The sequence below is a fragment of the Promicromonospora sp. NPDC060271 genome (genome assembly GCF_042726755.1).
In the GTDB taxonomy this organism is placed as follows: domain Bacteria; phylum Actinomycetota; class Actinomycetes; order Actinomycetales; family Cellulomonadaceae; genus Promicromonospora.
In genome coordinates, this window is sequence record NZ_JBHXBG010000008.1 from 1 (window position 1) to 18,272 (window position 18,272).

Here is an 18,272-nt window from a genome sequence, read left to right on the forward strand (position 1 = left end):
GCCAGAGCCGACCCGGTTCTGGCAGCAACCGCATGGTCGTTCTCGCGAGGTGGGTGATCTGCTGGTGGTGACCCCACGGGAGTGAGGGTCGCCGCTAGGGTCGGCGGGTGACCTCTCTCTTCACGGCGCCCGACGAAGGACGCACGCCCGACCCGAGCCTGGCGCACCGCCGCGCCGACGCGACCGTCACCCTGCGCGGACCGGACGGCGCGCCGCTGGCCGACCACGACGTCGTCGTGCGGCAGACGCGGCACGCCTTCCTGTTCGGCTGCATCGGCTTCGACCTGATCGACCTGGCGAACGGGACCTCGCAGGACCCGGACTACGACAGCCGGCTCGCGGACGCGTGGTTCGACGTCTTCAACCAGACGACGCTCCCGTTCTACTGGGGCACGTTCGAGCCCGAGCGCGGGGCGCCGCGCACCGAGCCGCTGCTCCAGGCGGCGCGCTGGTTCGCCGAGCGCGGCGTCGTGGTCAAGGGACACCCCCTCGTGTGGCACACGGTCCAGCCCGGCTGGCTCCGCGGGCTGCCCACCGCGGAGGTGGAGCGTCTCCAGCGGGAGCGCATCCGGCGCGACGTCGGGGCGTTCCGCGGCGTGATCGACACCTGGGACGCGATCAACGAGGTGGTGATCATGCCCGTGTTCACCGCCGAGGAGAACGCCATCACGCCCCTGGCCCGGGTCAAGGGCCGCGTGGAGATGATCCGGATGGCGTTCGAGGAGGCGCGGGCCGAGAACCCGGGCGCGACGCTGCTGCTCAACGACTTCGACATGTCCACCGCGTACGAGTGCCTCGTCGAGGCGGTGCTGGAGGCCGGGATCCGGATCGACCGGCTCGGCCTGCAGAGCCACATGCACCAGGGCTACTGGGGCGAGGAGAAGACCCTCGCGATCCTGGACCGGTTCTCCCGGTACAACATCCCGATCCACTTCACGGAGACGACGCTCATGTCGGGCGACGTGATGCCCGCGCACATCGAGGACCTCAACGACTGGCAGGTCGAGTCGTGGCCGTCGACGCCGGAGGGCGAGGCGCGCCAGGCCGACGAGGTGGAGCGCCACTACCGGACGCTGCTGTCGCACCCGCGCGTCGAGGCGATGACGTACTGGGGGCTGTCCGACCGGGGCATGTGGCTGAATGCCCCGGGCGGACTGCTCCGGGCGGACGGTTCGCGCAAGCCCGCCTTCGACCGGCTGCGGGAGCTCGTCAAGGGCGAGTGGTGGCTGCCGCCCACGACCCTGCGCACCGACTCCGAGGGCCGGGTGCGGTTCGGCGGCTTCCTCGGCGACTACCGCATCGAGGCGGCCGACGACGGTGGCGTGGCCGAGGTGACGCTGGCCGAGGCGGGCGCCGTCGACGTGGCCGCCGCGATCGGTTCCGACGCGTTCAGGGCGTCGACCACCTGGTCGTAGTCGCCCCGGACCTCGCCGTAGCGGAGGAACTTGACCCGCTCGACCTGGATCTCGTGCGCGTCGGGCTGCGCCTGAAGGAGGCTCATGGTCTCGTCGGCGTACTCGTCCAGCGGCATGGCGTGCGGGTCCTCGTCGTGGCCCGGCATGAGCGCGGTCCGCACGGACGGCGGCACGAGCTCCGTCACGGACACGCTGGTGCCCGCGAACTGCAGGCGGATCGACTCCGACAGCATGTGGACGGCGGCCTTGCTCGCGTTGTACGTCGGGGTCACCCGCAGCGGGACGTGCGCGAGGCCGGAGGAGACCGTGAGGATCGTCGCGTCCGGCCGGGACTGCAGGTGCTCGGTGAACGCGGCGATCAGCCGGATCGGGCCGAGCACGTTCGTGGTCACGACGGCCTCGGCGTCCGCCAGGAAGCCTGGGCCGCGCCAGTCCTCCGCCCGCATGATCCCGGCCATCGGGACGAGCACGTTGACGTCGGGGAACCGTTCGATCACCTCGGCCGAGGCGGTCCGGATCGACTCTGCATCGTCCGTGTCGATGCGGACGACGGCGAGACCGTGGTCGGCGGCGAGGGCGTCCAGCGTCTCGGTGCTGCGCCCGCCGACGATCACGGTGTTGCCCCGGGCCTGGAACCGCAGGGCGAGGGCGAGGCCGATACCGCGGGTCCCGCCAGGAATGAAGATGGTGTTACCGGTGATGTTCATGCCTCCACCGTGCTGCGCCCGGGCCGACGACGGGAGAGACCCGGTGAACCAGGGACCCGCGGTCCCTGGCTCCCGTGCGCGGCGCGGCGCACGATAGGCAGATGAACCGTGCAGCCCTCGCCGACTTCCTCCGCCGACGCCGGGAAGCCCTGCGCCCGTCCGACGTCGGGCTGGTGCCGGGACCGCGCCGTCGGGCACCGGGGCTGCGCCGTGAGGAGGTGGCCGCCCTGACCGGGATGTCCGTGGACTACTACGCGCGGCTGGAGCAGCAGCGCGGGCCGCAGCCGTCCGAGCAGATGCTCGCGGCGCTCTCCCGCGCCCTGCGCCTGACCGTCGAGGAGCGGGACTACATGTTCCGGCTCGCCGGCCACGGGGTGCCGCGGCGCATGCCGCTCGAGTCCCACGTCGCGCCAGCCCTGCTGCGCGTGCTGGACCGGCTCGAGGACACCCCGGCGGTCATCCTGTCGGGGCTGGGCGAGCCGCTGGTGCAGAACCGGCTCGCCGAGGCGATCTTCGGCACGCCGCCCGAGACCGGCCTGGCCCGCAGCTCCGTCTACCGCTGGTTCATGGATCCTGACTCCAGGAACGTGTACCCGCCCGAGGACCACGAGCGGCAGGGCCGCAGCCAGGTCGCCTCCCTGCGGGCCGCCCACGCCGCGGCCGGGCCGGGCTCGCCCGCCGACGAGATGCTGCGCGTCCTGCTGCGGGAGAGCCCGGAGTTCGTCCGGATGTGGGAGCTGCACGAGGTGTCGCGACGCTTCGAGGACCACAAGACGCTGGTGCACCCCGAGCTCGGCCGCATCGACGTCGCCTGCCAGGCGCTGTTCACCGAGGACCAGGCACAGGCGCTCCTGGTGCTCACGCCCGAGCCGGGCAGCGAGGCCGAGGAGAAGATCCGCCTGCTTGCGGTGCTCGGGCACGAGACGTTCGCGTAGGCGGCACATCCGGACGGCGTGCGCGCCGCCTGCTGTGGCCGGCGCCCGGTGAGAGGATCGCCTGGTGCACGACGACGACCGCTGCCCCTGCCTCTCCGGCGACACCTATGGCGCCTGCTGCGGGCGCTACCACTCCGGCGCCGCCACCGCCCCGACCGCCGAGGCACTGATGCGCGCGCGGTACTCGGCGTTCGCGGTCGGGGACGAGGCCTATCTCCTGGCGACCTGGGCGCCCCGGACCCGGCCGGACACCGCCGGGCTGGGCGACGAACAGTGGCGCCGCCTGGACGTCCACCGCACCGAGCGCGGCGGCCCGTTCGACACCACCGGCGTCGTCGAGTTCACCGCCTTCTACCGCCACCCGGCCACCGGCGCTCGCGGCAGCCTGCACGAGACCAGCCGTTTCGTCCGCGAGGGTGGTCGCTGGTACTACGTCGACGGCGCGCGGGAGGTCGGCGACCGTTAGACCAGGCTGCACCGCAGGTCGCACGGTTCAGGGCCGGACCGAGCCACGGGGCGCTGGACCGGGCTCGGGCCGCGGGGCGCTGGACGGAACCGAGCCGCGCCGGGCGGCTCGGGCCGGCAGCAAGGTAGTGGCGGAGCGTAGGTGCCAGGTCTGCTGAATTGCGTTCAGCCTGGCCCCGCCTAGTTCGGCCAGGCTGAACTGTTCAGCACAGCCCGCAAACCCGTGGCGCAGCCGGACGTAGTTCAGTCCACCTGGCACCCCTCAAAACAGCGCACCTTGCCCGGCGGTGGCGGCTGGCAGGCGGCGAGTCGCCCGCCCCTTGGGCCACCGCGAGCCCTAGATCCAGCCCTCTTCCCAGGCGCGGTGCGCCGCCGCGTGGCGGGTGGCGACCCCGAGCTTGGCCATCGCGGAGGACAGGTAGTTGCGCACCGTCCCGGGCGCGAGGTGCACGGCTGCCGCGATCTCGGAGACCTGGGCGCCGGTGCGCGCCTCGCGCAGCACCTCCAGCTCGCGGTCGGTGAGCGGGCACTCGTGCTCGGTGAGCGCCGACGCGGCGATCTCGGGATCGACGTACCGGCGCCCGACGGCGACGTCGCGCACGATCTGCGCCAGCCGCGCCGCCGGCGTCGACTTGGGTACGAACCCGCTCACGCCCGCGGCCAGGGCCCGCCGCAGGACCGCGGGCCGGGCATGCCGCGTCACGATGATGACGTGCGGCGGCGTGCCGTCGGTCCGGGCCAGGATCTGCGCGGCCGCGTGCAGCCCGTCGGTGGGCGGCATCTCGAGGTCGAGCACGGCGACGTCGGGCCGGTGCTGCTCGGCGAGCTGCACCGCGTGCGTGGTGGTGGCGGCCTGGGCCACTACCTGGAGGTCGTCCTCGAGGTCGAGGAGGGCGCAGAGGGCTCCGCGCAGCAGCTCCTCGTCGTCGGCCAGCAGCAGGCGGATCATCCGGTCACCGTAGCCGTGACGACGAACCGGTCGCCCTCGCTGGTCCACGAGAGGTGCCCGCCGACGGCGTCGAGCCGTTCGGCGAGGGAGACCAGGCCCGTGCCGTCGCCACCTCCGGCGGACCCGCTGCCCAGCCCTGCCGGCCCGCTGCCCAGCCCTGCCGGCCGGACGCCGTCGTTGTCGATGACGAGGCGGGCGCCCGCGCCGTCCGGCACCAGGACCAGCGCCGCGCGCGTGGCCCGGCTGTGCCGCAGCAGGTTGGTGGTGGCCTCGCGCACGACCAGGCCGAGGAGGCTGCGGGGCCCTTGCGGCAGGCTCGCGGCGAGGCCGGCGTCGACGTCGGCCAGGACCTCGACGCCCGCCGCCGCCAGGACCTTGGACGCGTTGGCGATCTCGGCGTCGAGGGTGGTGCGCCGGTAGCCCTGGACCAGGGCGCGGGTCTCGCGCAGGGCGTCCCCGGCGAGCTGCTGGACCTCGCGCATCGTAGCGGCGGCCCGGGCGGGGTCTGCCTCCGCGAGCCGCGCCGCGAGCTCGCTCTTCAGGGCGATCACCTGCAGGTGGTGTCCCTGGATGTCGTGCAGGTCGGCGGCGAACCGGAGGCGCTCGTCGGCGACGGCGAGCTGTCCGGCGAGCCGCCGCGCGTCGTCGAGCTGCGCCGCCACCTGCCAGCCGTGCAGCATGCCCAGCATCGCCGGACCGAACGCCACGACCATCAGGGCGGGCATCCACGCGGCGTGGCCCAGATGCGGTTCGTCCATGCCGAGGGCGGTGAGCAGACCCACCGCGGGCAGCAGGACGAGCGTGGCGCCGAGCACCGGCCAGGCTCGGCGGGAAGGAAGGAACATGACGAGTACCGAGATCGTGGCGGCGGGCGCGATCGACCAGATCCCGAACTCGCCGAGCGCGAGCGGCACCGCGGCCGCGACCGCCGCAGCACCCCCGGCGGTCACGAGCCAGCCGGTCGAGGGCGCCTCGTTCCGGATCCGCCGGGCCAGCAGGACGCCGCACGCCACGATGGTCGCCGCCGTCGACAGGCCCGTGAGGGCGCGCAGCCCGGCCGGTACGTCCGGGTCGAGCACCCAGTCGCCGACGGCGAAGCCCAGCACGCAGGCAACGGTCCCCGCGAGGCCCCACCAGATGTTGCGGCGGAAGCTCGCGAGTGCGCTGCCGTCGTCGTCCACGACGGTCGGGGTGCTGCTCATGGCGCCATCCTGCCAGCGCGGACGCCGCGGCGGGGCGGGCTGCCGCGGCTCGATGACATCTGTCATACGGGGTGGTGACACGTGCTCGTGCCCGGGTGCGGTCCGGCACTACTGGCCGCGCTCGCCGTCGGACAGCGTGGATACCAGTGCGGCGAGGAACGCCGCCCGGAGCGAAGGAGACGGAGCCATGGCGGAGACGACGGCGGGGACGACGGCCCACCCGACGATCCACGGGGGAGCCCACGGGGGAGCCCACGGGGTGGCCCACGCGGCATCCCACCACATCGCGCCCACGACACGGTGGCGGAAGGTGCTGCGGTTCCACGCGCACCTGGTCGAGATGGTCGTCGTGATGGTGCTCGGGATGATGCTGCTGGCACCCGCGTGGGACTGGGTGGGCACGGCAGTGGGGATCGAGGCGCTGCTGGCCCGGCCGGACGCCGGCGCGGTGGTGATGGTCCTGGACATGGTGGCCGCGATGACCGTCTGGATGCGGGTGCGGCGGCACGGCTGGTCCGCGATCTGGGAGATGAACGCGGCGATGGCGGCGCCGTTCGCGGTGCTGCTGGTGCTGTTCTGGGTCGGCGCCGTCGGTGCGGGCGACATGATGCTCTGGGGCCACGTGCTGATGGTTCCGGCGATGGCGGGCGCGATGCTGCTGCGGCCGGCCGAGTACACGGAGCACGTCCACGGGTTCGACCTGGTCTGGCTGTGCGAGCGGTGGCCGGTGCTGGTCGGGCTGCTGCTCCTGGTCGGCACGCTCGCCGGCGCGGGAGCTGGAGCGGGCGCCGGCGTGCCGACGTGGCTGGTCTTCGCGATGGCCCTGGTGTACCCGGTCGTCGGAGTGCTCCGGAACAGCATCCGGGGGCGGTCGATGGTCCTGCTGCAGGCCGCGGGACTCGCGGTGTTCGGGGGCGTCAGCCTGCTGGCCGGCGTCCTCGTGGGGCAGGACACCGGGGCCTACGTGCTCGCGGCCGGCCTCGTGGGGCACGGCCTCTGGGACGCGTTCCACCACCGGGCGAACGCCGTGGTGTGGCGCTGGTACGCGGAGACCTGCGTGGTCTACGACGTCCTGCTGGCCGGCGCGGTGCTCGCGTCGACGCTGGGTTCCTGACCGTCCGGAGAACGGCGGAGCTGTCAGACGTACAGGTCACGGGAGTGACCTGTACGTCTGACACGTGCGCCAGGTCGCGGGCGGACTACAGCGTCCAGCGCTGGTTCGCGCCGCCGTTGCAGGCGTACTGCTTGAGCCGGGTGCCGTTCGTTGTCGACGAGGCGGGCACGTCCAGGCACTTGCCCGAGTGGCGCGCCACGAGCTCGGTGTAGCCGCCGCTCACGCCGCGCAGCTGCCACTGCTGGTTGGTGGCGCCGCCGCAGGTGTACTGGATGACCGCGGCGCCGTCGGTGGTGGCGGCGTTGTTCACGTCCAGGCACTTGCCCGAGTGCTGCGCGACGAGGTTGTGGTACCCGTTGCCGAGGTCGCGCAGGGCCCACTGCTGGTTCGACGCCCCTGCGCAGGTGTACTGGACGATCTCGGCGGCGTCGGCGGTCGACGCGCTCACCACGTCAACGCACTTGCCCGAGGCCTGGTTGACGATGTCGGTGACTGTCGCACCGCCGCCGTTGCCCGCGTTGGGGTCGACGTCGTCGCCCCACGCCCAGCGCAGCCGGTTCGCGCCGGAGGCGCTGCGGATCGCGAGCGAGAGGTTGGTGCCGCTGCCGCTCTTGATGTACATCGAGTACCCGTCGTACCCGATGTTGCCCGTCTTGCCGCCGATCCCCGGCCAGTAGGTGCCACCCATCCCCGTGTCGCGCATGACCTGCGTGACGGCGCGGATGTGGCGCACGAAGTTGTTGGTGCTGTTGGCGTCGCCGTAGTTCAGGCCCTCGTTCATCGCGCCGCCGAACTCCGTGACGACGGCCCGGGAGGCACAGCTGCCGAGGCGGGTCGTGACGTGGCTGCGCCAGCCGTCGTAGGTGTTGTCGCCGTAGAAGAACGCGTAGTGGTGGAAGGACAGCAGCGTCGCGTTGAAGCGGCTGTCGTTGCAGATGTCCCGCAGGTCCTGGCTGTAGCCGGTGCCGCCGATCAGGACGCGGGCCGGCACCGCCGAGTAGTGGTAGCTGAGCCAGTTCGCCGCGACGTCGCGCCACTGTGCCGAGCTGTAGCCGTGCGGCTCGTTCATGGGCTCGAAGTACACCCGGGTGTTGGAGCCGTACTGGCTGGTCACGGTGGACCACATGGTGTTGAAGGCGGCCATGTCGGTGATCCGCCCGCCGGAGGCGGCGCCGTCCTCCCAGTAGGCCAGGATGACCTTGAAACCCCGGGCGGTCGCGGCGTCGATCGCACCCCGGTAGCTGTTCCACCAGGCGGTGCCCACCGTGTGCGTGTTGATCGGCAGGCGCACCGTGTTGATGCCGAGGGTCGACTCCATGTCGTCGTACACGGCGTTGGCCTTGGCCTGGACCGTCGCGTAGCCGTCGGAGCTGCTGAGGCCGTCGAGCACGAGCGGTCCGGTGCTGAAGTTGTCGCCGAGCACCGCCCAGTTCATGCCGCGGAACTGGCTGGTCGCGGCAGTGGCGGGTGCGGCGGTGGGCAGCGCTGCGACCGGCAGCAGGACGAGGGCGGCCAGGAGGCTCACCAGTGTCCGGAGGGGCCGTCGAGCGGGCGGAGTGGTGCCATGACGTGCGTCCATGGTGTCGACCTATCTCGTGCTTCGTTGCACGTAGCCGGGCGGCGGATGAAATACGCAGTTCAATATTAACGTTAACATCGGGAGAATTGCGGCGAAAGGCCTTCGCCGGGTCCGGCTTCTCGGAGTCGTGGGACGAGCGCACGACGTGCGGGCGCAGCGCGGGGCAGCGCGCGCGTCGCCGCAGGTGCCGCTCCTCTCGGGGGTTATTTTTGGGCGCTATGGAGAGCGCGCCGCCCGGCACCCCCACCAGCCCGCAGCCCCACATCCTCGAACTACGGATCCACGGCATCGCGAACGCGCTGCCGTACGGGTCGCTCGACCTGCCGCGGGGCGAGGTGGTCCAGTCCGACGGCGACGCCCTGGGCAGCTTCTGGCGGCCGACGCCGGACGCCGAGGCGCGGGACAAGGCGCTCCCGCCGGGCCACGTCCGCGCCATCCGGCCCGACGTGCGCCGCGAGGCCTACTCCTGGAGCGCGATGGCGCGGCTCGGCGGCCTCCCGTTCGGTGGTGTGCTCGGTGTCCTCGGGACCGTTGCGGTGCGCCTGCTGTGGGCGGCGATGATCCCGTTCGGCCTGGCGAACGCCGCGTACTGGGCGCGCCGCATCCCGGCCCCGGAGCCGGGCGCGCACGAGGCCGGCACACCCGAGCCGGGCGCGCACGAGGCCGGTGTACCCGAGCCAGGCGCGCACGCACCCAGTTCGCACGAGCCCGCCGTCCCCCGTCCGGCGTCCGGCGTCCTGCGGCCCGAGGCGACCGCCGCGCTGACCCGGGTGTTCGCGCTCGGCCTGACGCTCATGTTCGTGTCCGCGGTGGCGACGGTCGCGCTGTCCGTCATCGGCACGCGGTGCATCGGCCTGGCGACGGTGGCGCCCGACTCCCTGGTCGCCGTCTGCGCGCGCATCCCGAGCGCCCTGCACTCGCTGGCCCGGATGGACGTCGGCGACCGGCTGGCCCTGCTGTCGCTCGTTCCGGTGCTCCTGGTCACGGTGCTGGTCCTCGTGGCGCACAGCGGCCAGGTCCGGTTCGAGTCGAAGTTCTCGGTGATGCGCGCCGGGCGCACGGTGCCGCCGTCGGGCCCGCCGCTGCACCGGGCGGGCTTCTGGTCCCAGCGCACCGGCTCGGGTCTGCTGTGGGCGCACCTGGGCGCTGCCCTCGCCCTGACCGGGCAGTACCTCACCTGGACGCGGTACGCCGACGCCGGCCTCCCGATGCCCGGCCTGCCCGTGGCCGGCCTGGTGGTGATCCTCGGCGCGTGCGTGTTCGTCGCCCTGCGCACGGACGACGACGGCGTCCAGGCCGCGGCGCCCCGCGCGAAGGGCCGGGCCGGCCTCGTGGTGTTCGCGGCCGGGCTGCTCGTCTGGCTGGTGGCCTGCTTGGCGTGCTTCGCCGGCCCGCAGCCCGCGAAGATGCCCGCCCTCATCGGCCTGGACCTGGTGCCCGCGCTGCTCGGCGTCGGGCTGTGCGGTATCGCCGCGACCGGCCTGGCCTGGCGCACCACCCGCGGCGTCCTGGGGGTCGCCGCGTGGAGCCTCGTGCCGGTGGTCGCCACGGCCTGCGTCGCGTTCGTGCTGGTGACCGAGCCCGACGGCCCGCTGCGCCACCTGCTCGTCGCGGTGGCCGTGCTCGCGATCCTGAGCCCGGTCGCGGTGGTGCTCGCGGCCGTCGTGCTGCGCCGTCGTCGGTACGAGGGCTGGCATGGCGCGGGGCCTGGCGTGTTCCTGCTGGTCTCCGCCGCGGCCGCCGCCGTGTACTCGAGCCTGCTGGTGCTCGGCGTGCAGTGGTTCCTGCGCGGCGGCGAGGCGGCGCCGCCGAAGCCCCTCGGCGACGGCCTGGTCGGTCTGCCCCGCGACGTGCCCGAGACCGATCTGGTGCGGGTCCCGCCGGTCTACACCGAGTTCGGCACGGCGTCGGTGGTGATCGCGCTGGTGTTCGTCGTGCTGGTGAGCGTGGCGCTGGCCGGCCCGTACGTGATGGACGCCGTCCGCTCGCGGGACCTGTGGATCCCGAGGGCGCCCCGCACCGCTGGCCTGCCCTACGGTCCGGCGGTCCCGGCCTGGCGCGCGGTCGCCGACGCCCCGGACGCCGACGGCGGCCCGAACCCCGTGCTGGAGCGTGTGCTGCGCGGCCGGAAGGTCGCCGCGATGTCGCACCGGGCGGAGCTCGCCGGTGGCGCGCTCGCCGCGGCGTCCTACGTCGCGGCCCTGCTGGCGCACGTCCCGCTGATCACCCAGCACAGCGACACCGGCACGTATCAGACGCCGCTGTGGCTGTCCGGCCTGGCGGTGCCTGCCCTCGGCGTGCTCGCGGCGACCCTGGTGGCGAGCGCCCTGGCGGGCACGACCGGCGGCGGGCCGTCGCGTCCGTGGGGCCTGGTGTGGGACCTGATGTGCTTCCTGCCGCGCAGTGCCCACCCGTTCGGCCCGCCGAGCTACGCCGAGCGCGCGGTGCCCGAGGTGCGCTCTCGGGTGGATGCCTGGCTCACCGGCGCCGACATCGCCGACGACGCCGAGCGCGAGCGGGTGGCCCCGACCCGGCGCGTGGTGCTGTCGGCGCACTCGATCGGCGCCGTGCTGGCCGCCGCGGTGATCCTGATCCGTGCGGGCAACCCGGTGCCCGACACCGTCGACGGCCGGCTCGGCCTCCTGTCGTACGGCACGCAGCTGCGCCCGTTCCTCGGCCGGTTCTTCCCGGACCTCCTTGGCCCGACGACGACCGGCACGCCGCCGTGCACCGGGCCCGCCTGGTCGGCGGACCCGTGGGGCGGACAGGTGCGGGCCGCGCGGGCGGCGGTGGGTTCCGGACCCGGGGCGGTTCCGGCGGCGCCGTTGACGCCGGAGCGCCCCGAGCCCGGCTCGGGGGAACAGGTCACGCTGATGTCACTGCTGACCTGCGGTGCCAAGCCCGCGTGGGTGAACCTGTGGCGGCGCACCGACTTCATGGGCTTTCCCGTGGTGGGTTATGGGTCGAACGAGGTGGACCGCGGGGCGGAGGAGATGGACCGGTCGGCCTATCTCTTCGCCGTGGCCGCCCACTCGGGCTACCAGTCGTCGTGGGCGTACCACGTGGCGCTGGACGAAGTCGTCTCTCGGCTGACGCCGGCTGGGCCTTCGGGTGCCCAGCCGGCGGTCACGCGGCGAGCGGAGCCGGGCTGACGACGTCGCGCAGCCTGGCCAGTGCGCTCTCGAGGATCTGAGCCACGCGCTCCTTGGTCACGCCGAGGCGGCGGCCGATCTCGTCGAGGGTTCGGGTGGTGCCGTCCAGGAGGCCGAAACGCATCTCCAGGACCCGGGCCTCCACGGCGTCGAGGTGCCGCAGGGCCTGCCGGACACGGCGGCGCAGCATCGTCTGCTCGGGGGTGGGGCCGTTCTCGCTCGGCGACTCGGCGTGCTCGGCGGCGGCGACCGCGCGGACGATCGAGCGGCGTACCCAGCGGGTCGCGTAGGCGGCGAACGTGCCGTGCGCGGGGTCGTACGAGTCGGCGGCGCGCACGAGGCCGACGTTGCCCTCCTGCACGAGGTCCATGAACGGCAGGCGGCCCGAGTAGGTGCCCGCGACGGCCGGGACGAGACGGAGGTGGGCGAGGACGAGACGCTCCTTCGCGTATTGCCCGTCCTTGACCCGTGCTTCGAGCTGTACGCGGAAGCTGGGGGAGACCGCTGTGGAGTGCAGGGTGCGCGCGGCGTCTGCTCCGGCGACTGCTCGCTCGAGGAGAGACTCGAGCTGCGCGTCGTCCAGCGACGGCGTCCGCTCGATCATCGCAGCGTAGGACGGGGGCAACGCGGGGTGCGGACTGTGTTCCTTGCTGCGGCGTGCACGGGACGACCGAGCGGTTCGGGTAGTTCTCATCGCAACTCTCCTCACGAGCGGGACGAACTTTCCTTGCCCGGAGCATATGGAGTCTTGGGGCTCGGGGGAAGCGGAGAGGATTTCGCTGTGAGAGATAACGGGACGATAACGGCATGCCATGCGCGTCCCGTGCGCAACCAGCGTTCCAGCGGTGTTTCAGGCGGGTTCCGGCCGCGTTCCGACGGCGTGACGGAACCGGGTGACGGACGGCGTGACGGAGCCGTGTGCCGGACCGTGCCGCAACCGGGTGACAGCACCGGGACGTCCCGGGAGACTCGTGCCATGGGCCCGCACGCCTTCCGCTGGGTGTTGCACGTCGACCTCGACCAGTTCCTGGTCGCGGTCGAGCTGCTGCGGCGCCCGGAGCTCGCCGGAAAGCCGGTGATCGTGGGCGGGCGCGGCGACCCGACCGAGCGGGCCGTGGTCTCGACAGCGTCGTACGAGGCACGGAAGTTCGGCGTCGGGTCGGGCATGCCGCTGCGCATCGCGGCCCGCAAGGTCCCGGACGCGATCATCCTGCCCGTCGACCACGAGGCCTACCTCGAGGCGTCCGGGCACGTGATGGACACGCTGCGCGGGCTCGGCCTGGTGGTCGAGGTGCTCGGCTGGGACGAGGCGTTCCTGGGCTGCGACGCCGACAACCCGGAGGCGGTCGCCCACCGGGTGCAGGAGGCGGTCCTCGCCGCCACCGAGCTGCACTGCTCGGTGGGTATCGGCGACAACAAGATCCGCGCGAAGATCGCCACCGGGTTCGGCAAGCCCGCGGGTATCTTCCGCCTCACCGAGCAGAACTGGTCCGAGGTGATGGGGGAGCGGCCCACCATCGACCTGTGGGGTGTCGGCCCCAAGGTGTCCAAGCGGCTCGCCGCCCACGGCGTCACGACCGTGGCGGAGCTCGCCGCGGCCGACGGCGACGTGCTGGTCGCCGAGTTCGGGCCCCGGATGGGCGCCTGGTACGGCGACCTCGGTCGCGGGCACGGCTCCGCCGTCGTCGACGACGCACCCTGGGTCGCGCGCGGACACAGCCGCGAGACCACCTACCAGCGCAACCTCACCACGCCCGAGCAGGTGGAGGCGGCCCTGCGGGACCTCGTCACGCAGGTGCACGCCGACACCGAGGCCGAGGACCGGCCCGTCTTCCGGATGGGCCTGAAGGTGCGCTACGCGCCCTTCTTCACCCAGAACTACTCGAAGAAGCTCCCGGCGCCCACGCGGTCGCTCGACGAGCTGACCACCGCCGTCCTTGCTCTCGCGGAAGGCATGGAGCCGGGCCGGGAGGTCCGCCTGCTCGGCGTGCGCGCCGAGATGGTGATGCCCGACGGCGGCGACCCGGTCGAGCGCACGCCCGTCCGCGGACGGATCTGACGGGCGGGTCCGACGGCTGATCCGGCGGGCGGATCTCACCCGGCCCGACAAGGGCGCACCCGTCAGGGAGAATGCACGGGTGACCACCCTCGACGTCGTCCGCATCGACGACCCCGCCGACGAGCGTCTCGCCGACTACAACAGCCTCACGGACGTCGTCCTGCGCTCCAAGCACGAGCCGGCCAAGGGGCTGTACATCGCCGAGAGCTCGACGGTGATCCGGCGGGCGCTCGCGGCCGGGCACCGGCCGCGGTCGTTCCTCATGGCGCCGAAGTGGCTGGACTCGATGAGCGACGTGATCGCTGAGACCGGCGCGCCCGTCTACGTCGCAGAGGAACCGCTCCTGAAGGAGATCACGGGCTTCCACCTGCACCGCGGCGCGCTCGCGGCGATGCACCGGCCGCCGCTGCCGGGTGTGCACGAGCTGCTTTCGGCGGCGCGCGGGGGAGCGGGGGCGCGGCGTGTCGTGATCCTCGAGGACATCGTCGACCACACGAATGTGGGTGCGGGCATGCGTGCGTGCGCGGCCCTCGGGGTCGACGTCGTGCTGTTCACCCCGAGCTGCGCGGACCCGCTGTACCGGCGAGCGGTCAGGGTCTCCATGGGCACGGTGTTCCAGGTGCCGTGGACGCGGATCGACCCATGGCCCGAGGGCATCCAGGCCCTGCACGACCACGGCTTCCAGGTGGCGGCACTCGCGCTCGAGGACGACTCGGTCAGCCTCGACGACCTCGTGGCCGACCCGCCCGAGAAGCTCGCGCTGGTGCTCGGCACCGAGGGTGACGGCCTGAAGGCCCGGACGATCGCCGAGTGCGACCTGACCGTCCGGATTCCGATGACCGGGGGAGTGGACTCGCTGAACGTGGCGTCGGCGGTGGCGGTCGCTGCGTGGGCCACCCGCGTGCCGCCCGCTGATAGCTGAACCGTCGAGAAGGCGTCAGTGCGCCGCAACTTCTTCAGCCGACGTTGTAGATCACGAGCAGAGCGAGCCATGCGCTGACCGTCGAAGCCGCAGTCCAGAGGATGATCGCGATGCCCTGCCAGAGCAGGACCCATGGCTTGGGCACGCCACCGGCGACCAGCAGCGCGGCGGTGAACTGGGTCGGCATCGCGAGGGGACCGAGAAGACTCGCCCCAGGTACCCCGAACCGAGTGAGGTAACGCCGGAAACGTTCCTTGCCCTTTGATTCTGGCTTCTCCTTCGTCGGCGCCACCTCTACCACGTCGCCGTCTGGCTCCGTCGACCTGGCCGATACATGCACCGCTGCACGCCGCGCACGCCGCTCGAGGGTCGCCGTACGTACGCGGCTGCTGAGGGTGACGATCAGGAAGACGCAGAGGAAGTTGCCGCCCGCTGCGGCGATCCCGGCCACGATGGGATTGAGGCCACCGAGCACACCGACCGTGGTCGCGAGCTCGCCCTCGACGAAGGGCACGGCGCCGGCCAGCGCGATGATCAATGGTTGGATCACGTCTGGAACGGTTGCGACAAGGTCCCGGAATCCCTGGACCAGTGGTTCGACCGGATTCATGGTGCTCTCTCCTTCGGCGATGATCTGCGCGCACTCGTCATCGGCGCGCGTGAGGGCACGCCACATGCGGGTGGTTCCCGGTGGGCGGTTGCGCAGAGTCGCTCGTCGACGCTGCGTCTTTCAGGGTGAAGGTGATCAGTCGGGCTGCGTGAGCGTCGCGAGAGTCGTCGCGAACGCGGTTCCTACGATCTGTGCGACCACGGAGCTCAAAATGATGTCGGCGGTGGCCTTCGCGCCCCAGTCACCGCGCTCGAGGTCCTTGCCCCGCGTGTAGACGTCACCGGACCAGGGGATGTCGGCGTGCATCGCGGCCAGGCTCTTGCTCGCCGAGAGGAGCGCACCGAGCGTGGCCGTCCGGGTGTCAGGATCGGTGCCGTCCACCAGCACCGAACGAACCGGTACGAGCAACCGGTCACGCACACCGGTGTCTCCGCCGCTGAGTACATGCGTGGGAAATATGCCGAGGAGGCGGTGTGGCTCCTGGCGGATATCGCCTCGAGCAACGAGCCGGTTCAACGTGCTCTCTCTTGACCGGGTGCCGATATCGACCACGAGCCCTCTGATCCCTGTCGTGGATCTTGGGACCCTTTCCCATGCTCCGCGTAGCAGCGAGTCCTCGGGACCGTGGCCGACGGCGCGAGCACGACGTTGTTCGTGGTCGAGCTCGATGTGTCCTCGCGCGGCGAGCTCGATGAGGATCGCGCCGCCCAGCGTGTACATCAAGGACAACCCCTCACCTGTGAAGGTGCCGCTCCGGGGATCGAACAGGAGGAGCATGACGGCCTCCGGCAGCGTCAGGTCCGCAGGGCGGGCATCAGCCGTGTCTTTCGGTAGAGGGTCTTCGGCTGCGCTCGTCATCTTGGTCCTCCGTCGGTCGCGCCACGAGAGTGTGCGGCGCCATGCTCTGGGTCCGAGCCCGATACTGAGCCGGTCGTAGCGATCGCGTGTGCTCGGCGCAGCACTTCGAGCTGGGCAGGGTGGTAGAGGTCGCCGATCGCCTGCGAGACCGTGCTGGCCGTGCGCTCGGCACTGTGCGTCGAGAACTGGGCGGCGTCACTGACCACCGGAAAGGCGGCCTGTGCCGCGGCGAGCGGACCTGCCATTCGTTCGGCGAGGTCCTGTATCGCCGCTTCGTCTGCGTCCACCGGGAGTGCGTCGAACTCGTCGTCAACGGGATCCCGGTGGCTCACCAGCTCACGGATCTCTCCCATGGCGCTCTCGTCGAGGACCTGCCCATAGATGAGGAGCATTGCGCGGTCGCTCTCCGAGAGGCTGTGCGTGACCGACTCGAATCCACGGGGAGCATCTACCGGGGCACGGTGACGCAGAACGACTGCGAGCTCTGACCGAACTCGCTGGAGCCGTTCGATCGTCGCCGCGAGCTCCGCATCGATCAGCCGAATGGCTTCGTCCGGGACCTGGTCGGCGCGATCCATGGTGGCGATCTGCGCGAGTGGAAGCCCTAGATCGCTGAGCCGCTTGATCTGCAGCAGCCGGACGAGGTGGGCTGTCTCGTACTGCTTGTACCCGTTCCCTGCGCGGTGCGGTTCATCGAGCAGCCCCAGCGCGTGGTAGTGCCGTACAGCCTTGATCGTCGTACCCGCGAGGTCCGCGAGCTGACGTGTGCTCCAGGCCATTGTTCTCACCGTCCCTACGTTGAGAACCAGTGAAAACTATGTCCTTGGGGCACAGTCAATCCCAGCGATACCCGCCACGGCATCCCGATCAGCCGTGAGCGCACTTCCGTCGACCAAGGAGCTGCTGCATGGAGATCAACTGGCTGGCCACCGCGCTCGCCCTCGTCGTCGGCATGGTCGTGGCGGGAGTCTGGTACGGCAAAGCCTTCCTGGCCGTCTGGCAGCGGCTGACGGGCATCCCGCCGGAGGACTCCAAGAAGGCCAGCAGGAGGAACACCCTCCAGCTCCTGGTCGCGAACGGCGTGACGGCGGTGGGACTGTCGGCCGGCATCGCGGTCGCGTCGGCGGCGTTCGACGACGACTCGGTCGGGCTGGCGCTGCTAGTCGGCTTCGTGGCGTGGCTGACGTTCTCGGCCTCCACGCTTGTCCAGCACAACGCCTTCGAGCTGAAGTCGCCGAAGCTGACCCTCGTCAACTGCAGCTACCAGCTCGTGCTGTTCCTCGCCATGGCGCTGGTGATCGGGCTGTTCTAGCCCGACGCCGCACCAGCGCCCCTCCAGGACGCAGCACCAGCCCTCAGAGCAGCTGGGACCTGCGCCGCGGCTCGGCCGCCTCGCGCCGGATCTCCTCCTGCCGCCCCTGCCAGCCCTTGAACTTCTCCTGTGCCTCGAGCTCGGCGGCGCTCGGCGCCAGACCGACCACCAGGAGCAGCAGGATGGTGCTGATCGTGACCCCGATGATCAGCGGGCCGAGCAGCGCGGCGACGGAGACACCGCCGTCCGGCACGATGACGGTGCCGGTGACCACCTCCGCCCGCATGGCGGCCATACCCGTGTAGTGCATGCCGGAGACGGCGACCCCCATGATGATCGTGGCGCCGGCGCCCGCGGCGAAGTTGTGCACCTTCGCCGAGAGCCAGAGGCCCGCGGTGGCGGCGACGATGCCGACGATCACCGACATGACGACGGTGGGGATGTCATAGGTGACCTCGACGCCCACGTGCAGGGCGCGCATGCCGAGGTAGTGCATCGCCGAGATGCCGAGCCCGGTGACGATGCCGCCGGCGACGAGCGTGAACGGCCCGACGCCCTCCGTCCGGATGATGAAGAGGCCGAGCCCCACCACCGCGATGGCGAGCAGGCCGCTGGCGATCGTCAGGGGGACGTCGAAGCGGGTCTCGGTGCCCCGGATGTGGAAGCCGAGCATGGCGACGAAGTGCATCACCCAGATGCCGGTGCCCCCGATGGAGACGGCGCCGATCGCGAGCCAGCCGATGCTCGCCAGGCCGTGGGAGACACGCGCGCGCGCCGTGCAGGTCAGCCCCACTGCGCACCCGGCGCACGAGAGCAGGAACGAGAGGATGGGCGTGACCCAGCCCAGCGCGAAGTGGTCGATCATGGTGAGGCTCTCCAGCGAGTACGAGGGAAGCGTGCGGCCTTCCGTGACGACGGGTTGCCGACGGCGCGGTGCCAGATCGTCGTCCAGGCCGATCGGTACCAAGTAAAGAGGTCAGAGGGGCAAGATGC

The 18,272-nt window shown here is 71.8% G+C and carries 16 protein-coding genes and 1 pseudogene; 8 read left to right on the forward strand and 9 right to left on the reverse strand.

From position 1 onward, the window contains the following. Window positions 1–107: 107 nt before the first annotated feature. Window positions 108–1,364, forward strand: a pseudogene (locus ACFWE2_RS02440) (endo-1,4-beta-xylanase); the annotation flags it as partial. Here the strand turns inward: ACFWE2_RS02440 and ACFWE2_RS02445 are convergent. Further along, window positions 1,292–2,122 (reverse strand): SDR family oxidoreductase, encoded by an 831-nt coding sequence (locus tag ACFWE2_RS02445; RefSeq protein WP_377222614.1) that lies wholly within the window; start codon window positions 2,120–2,122, stop codon window positions 1,292–1,294. The pseudogene ACFWE2_RS02440 and the gene ACFWE2_RS02445 overlap by 73 nt on opposite strands. Before the next feature lie 101 nt (window positions 2,123–2,223). Between ACFWE2_RS02445 and ACFWE2_RS02450 the strand changes: the two genes are divergently transcribed. Further along, a complete protein-coding gene (locus tag ACFWE2_RS02450; RefSeq protein ID WP_377222615.1) occupies window positions 2,224–3,057 on the forward strand; it encodes a helix-turn-helix transcriptional regulator in 834 nt (277 codons plus the stop codon). 64 nt (window positions 3,058–3,121) lie between these two features. Beyond that, entirely contained in the window at window positions 3,122–3,523 is a 402-nt protein-coding gene (locus ACFWE2_RS02455; RefSeq protein ID WP_377222616.1) for a YchJ family protein, read from the forward strand. Between the two features lie 336 nt (window positions 3,524–3,859). Here the strand turns inward: ACFWE2_RS02455 and ACFWE2_RS02460 are convergent, their stop codons facing one another. Together ACFWE2_RS02460 and ACFWE2_RS02465 are read right to left on the reverse strand one after the other, a co-directional pair. Next, window positions 3,860–4,471, reverse strand: a complete 612-nt coding sequence (locus ACFWE2_RS02460; protein ID WP_377222617.1) for a DNA-binding response regulator — start codon at window positions 4,469–4,471, stop codon at window positions 3,860–3,862. Beyond that, on the reverse strand, window positions 4,468–5,673 hold the full coding sequence (locus tag ACFWE2_RS02465) for a sensor histidine kinase (RefSeq protein WP_377222618.1): 1,206 nt from the start codon (window positions 5,671–5,673) through the stop codon (window positions 4,468–4,470). The genes ACFWE2_RS02460 and ACFWE2_RS02465 overlap by 4 nt, the downstream gene beginning before the upstream one ends. 187 nt (window positions 5,674–5,860) lie before the next feature. Between ACFWE2_RS02465 and ACFWE2_RS02470 the strand changes: the two genes are divergently transcribed. Next, window positions 5,861–6,787: a hypothetical protein gene (locus tag ACFWE2_RS02470; protein ID WP_377222619.1), complete on the forward strand. Its 927-nt coding sequence runs from the start codon at window positions 5,861–5,863 to the stop codon at window positions 6,785–6,787. 85 nt (window positions 6,788–6,872) lie between these two features. Here ACFWE2_RS02470 and ACFWE2_RS02475 read toward each other — a convergent pair whose 3' ends face one another. Next, a complete protein-coding gene (locus ACFWE2_RS02475; RefSeq protein ID WP_377222620.1) occupies window positions 6,873–8,366 on the reverse strand; it encodes an RICIN domain-containing protein in 1,494 nt (497 codons plus the stop codon). 218 nt (window positions 8,367–8,584) lie between these two features. On the opposite strand from ACFWE2_RS02475, the gene ACFWE2_RS02480 reads away from it, so the two are divergent. Then, window positions 8,585–11,518 carry a hypothetical protein gene (locus ACFWE2_RS02480; RefSeq protein WP_377222621.1) on the forward strand — a complete coding sequence of 978 codons (2,934 nt, stop codon included), beginning with the start codon at window positions 8,585–8,587 and terminating at the stop codon, window positions 11,516–11,518. Here ACFWE2_RS02480 and ACFWE2_RS02485 read toward each other — a convergent pair. Beyond that, entirely contained in the window at window positions 11,493–12,122 is a 630-nt protein-coding gene (locus ACFWE2_RS02485) for a sigma-70 family RNA polymerase sigma factor (RefSeq protein ID WP_377131873.1), read from the reverse strand. The genes ACFWE2_RS02480 and ACFWE2_RS02485 overlap by 26 nt on opposite strands. Before the next feature lie 372 nt (window positions 12,123–12,494). Here ACFWE2_RS02485 and ACFWE2_RS02490 point away from each other — a divergent pair, with 372 nt between their 5' ends. Both ACFWE2_RS02490 and ACFWE2_RS02495 read left to right on the forward strand, forming a co-directional pair. Beyond that, entirely contained in the window at window positions 12,495–13,577 is a 1,083-nt protein-coding gene (locus tag ACFWE2_RS02490) for a DNA polymerase IV (protein ID WP_377222622.1), read from the forward strand. 79 nt (window positions 13,578–13,656) lie between these two features. Continuing rightward, window positions 13,657–14,499: a TrmH family RNA methyltransferase gene (locus ACFWE2_RS02495; RefSeq protein WP_377222623.1), complete on the forward strand. Its 843-nt coding sequence runs from the start codon at window positions 13,657–13,659 to the stop codon at window positions 14,497–14,499. Window positions 14,500–14,533: 34 nt separating this feature from the next. Here ACFWE2_RS02495 and ACFWE2_RS02500 read toward each other — a convergent pair whose 3' ends face one another. From ACFWE2_RS02500 to ACFWE2_RS02510, 3 genes are all read right to left on the reverse strand, one after another. Then, entirely contained in the window at window positions 14,534–15,175 is a 642-nt protein-coding gene (locus tag ACFWE2_RS02500; protein WP_377222624.1) for a small multidrug efflux protein, read from the reverse strand. 69 nt (window positions 15,176–15,244) lie between these two features. Continuing rightward, entirely contained in the window at window positions 15,245–15,967 is a 723-nt protein-coding gene (locus ACFWE2_RS02505; protein WP_377222625.1) for a GPP34 family phosphoprotein, read from the reverse strand. After that, a complete protein-coding gene (locus tag ACFWE2_RS02510; RefSeq protein WP_377222626.1) occupies window positions 15,964–16,746 on the reverse strand; it encodes a MerR family transcriptional regulator in 783 nt (260 codons plus the stop codon). Before ACFWE2_RS02510 ends, ACFWE2_RS02505 begins: the two co-directional genes overlap by 4 nt. Before the next feature lie 128 nt (window positions 16,747–16,874). On the opposite strand from ACFWE2_RS02510, the gene ACFWE2_RS02515 reads away from it, so the two are divergent. Further along, the gene (locus ACFWE2_RS02515) at window positions 16,875–17,279 is read left to right on the forward strand and encodes a DUF1761 domain-containing protein (protein WP_377222627.1); all 405 of its coding nucleotides are present in this window, start codon (window positions 16,875–16,877) and stop codon (window positions 17,277–17,279) included. Between the two features lie 43 nt (window positions 17,280–17,322). Here the strand turns inward: ACFWE2_RS02515 and ACFWE2_RS02520 are convergent, their stop codons facing one another. Beyond that, window positions 17,323–18,144, reverse strand: coding sequence for an MHYT domain-containing protein (locus ACFWE2_RS02520; RefSeq protein WP_377222628.1), 822 nt, complete (start codon window positions 18,142–18,144; stop codon window positions 17,323–17,325). Window positions 18,145–18,272 lie beyond the last annotated feature (128 nt).

Bases quoted from the DNA above. Each gene is read 5' to 3' on its own strand.
- ACFWE2_RS02445 (WP_377222614.1), bottom strand. From the start codon at position 2,122: ATGAACATCACCGGTAACACCATCTTCATTCCTGGCGGGACCCGCGGT.
- ACFWE2_RS02450 (WP_377222615.1), top strand. From the start codon at position 2,224: ATGAACCGTGCAGCCCTCGCCGACTTCCTCCGCCGACGCCGGGAAGCC.
- ACFWE2_RS02460 (WP_377222617.1), bottom strand. From the start codon at position 4,471: ATGATCCGCCTGCTGCTGGCCGACGACGAGGAGCTGCTGCGCGGAGCC.
- ACFWE2_RS02465 (WP_377222618.1), bottom strand. From the start codon at position 5,673: ATGAGCAGCACCCCGACCGTCGTGGACGACGACGGCAGCGCACTCGCG.
- ACFWE2_RS02470 (WP_377222619.1), top strand. From the start codon at position 5,861: ATGGCGGAGACGACGGCGGGGACGACGGCCCACCCGACGATCCACGGG.
- ACFWE2_RS02475 (WP_377222620.1), bottom strand. From the start codon at position 8,366: ATGGACGCACGTCATGGCACCACTCCGCCCGCTCGACGGCCCCTCCGG.
- ACFWE2_RS02480 (WP_377222621.1), top strand. From the start codon at position 8,585: ATGGAGAGCGCGCCGCCCGGCACCCCCACCAGCCCGCAGCCCCACATC.
- ACFWE2_RS02485 (WP_377131873.1), bottom strand. From the start codon at position 12,122: ATGATCGAGCGGACGCCGTCGCTGGACGACGCGCAGCTCGAGTCTCTC.
- ACFWE2_RS02490 (WP_377222622.1), top strand. From the start codon at position 12,495: ATGGGCCCGCACGCCTTCCGCTGGGTGTTGCACGTCGACCTCGACCAG.
- ACFWE2_RS02500 (WP_377222624.1), bottom strand. From the start codon at position 15,175: ATGTGGCGTGCCCTCACGCGCGCCGATGACGAGTGCGCGCAGATCATC.
- ACFWE2_RS02505 (WP_377222625.1), bottom strand. From the start codon at position 15,967: ATGACGAGCGCAGCCGAAGACCCTCTACCGAAAGACACGGCTGATGCC.
- ACFWE2_RS02510 (WP_377222626.1), bottom strand. From the start codon at position 16,746: ATGGCCTGGAGCACACGTCAGCTCGCGGACCTCGCGGGTACGACGATC.
- ACFWE2_RS02515 (WP_377222627.1), top strand. From the start codon at position 16,875: ATGGAGATCAACTGGCTGGCCACCGCGCTCGCCCTCGTCGTCGGCATG.
- ACFWE2_RS02520 (WP_377222628.1), bottom strand. From the start codon at position 18,144: ATGATCGACCACTTCGCGCTGGGCTGGGTCACGCCCATCCTCTCGTTC.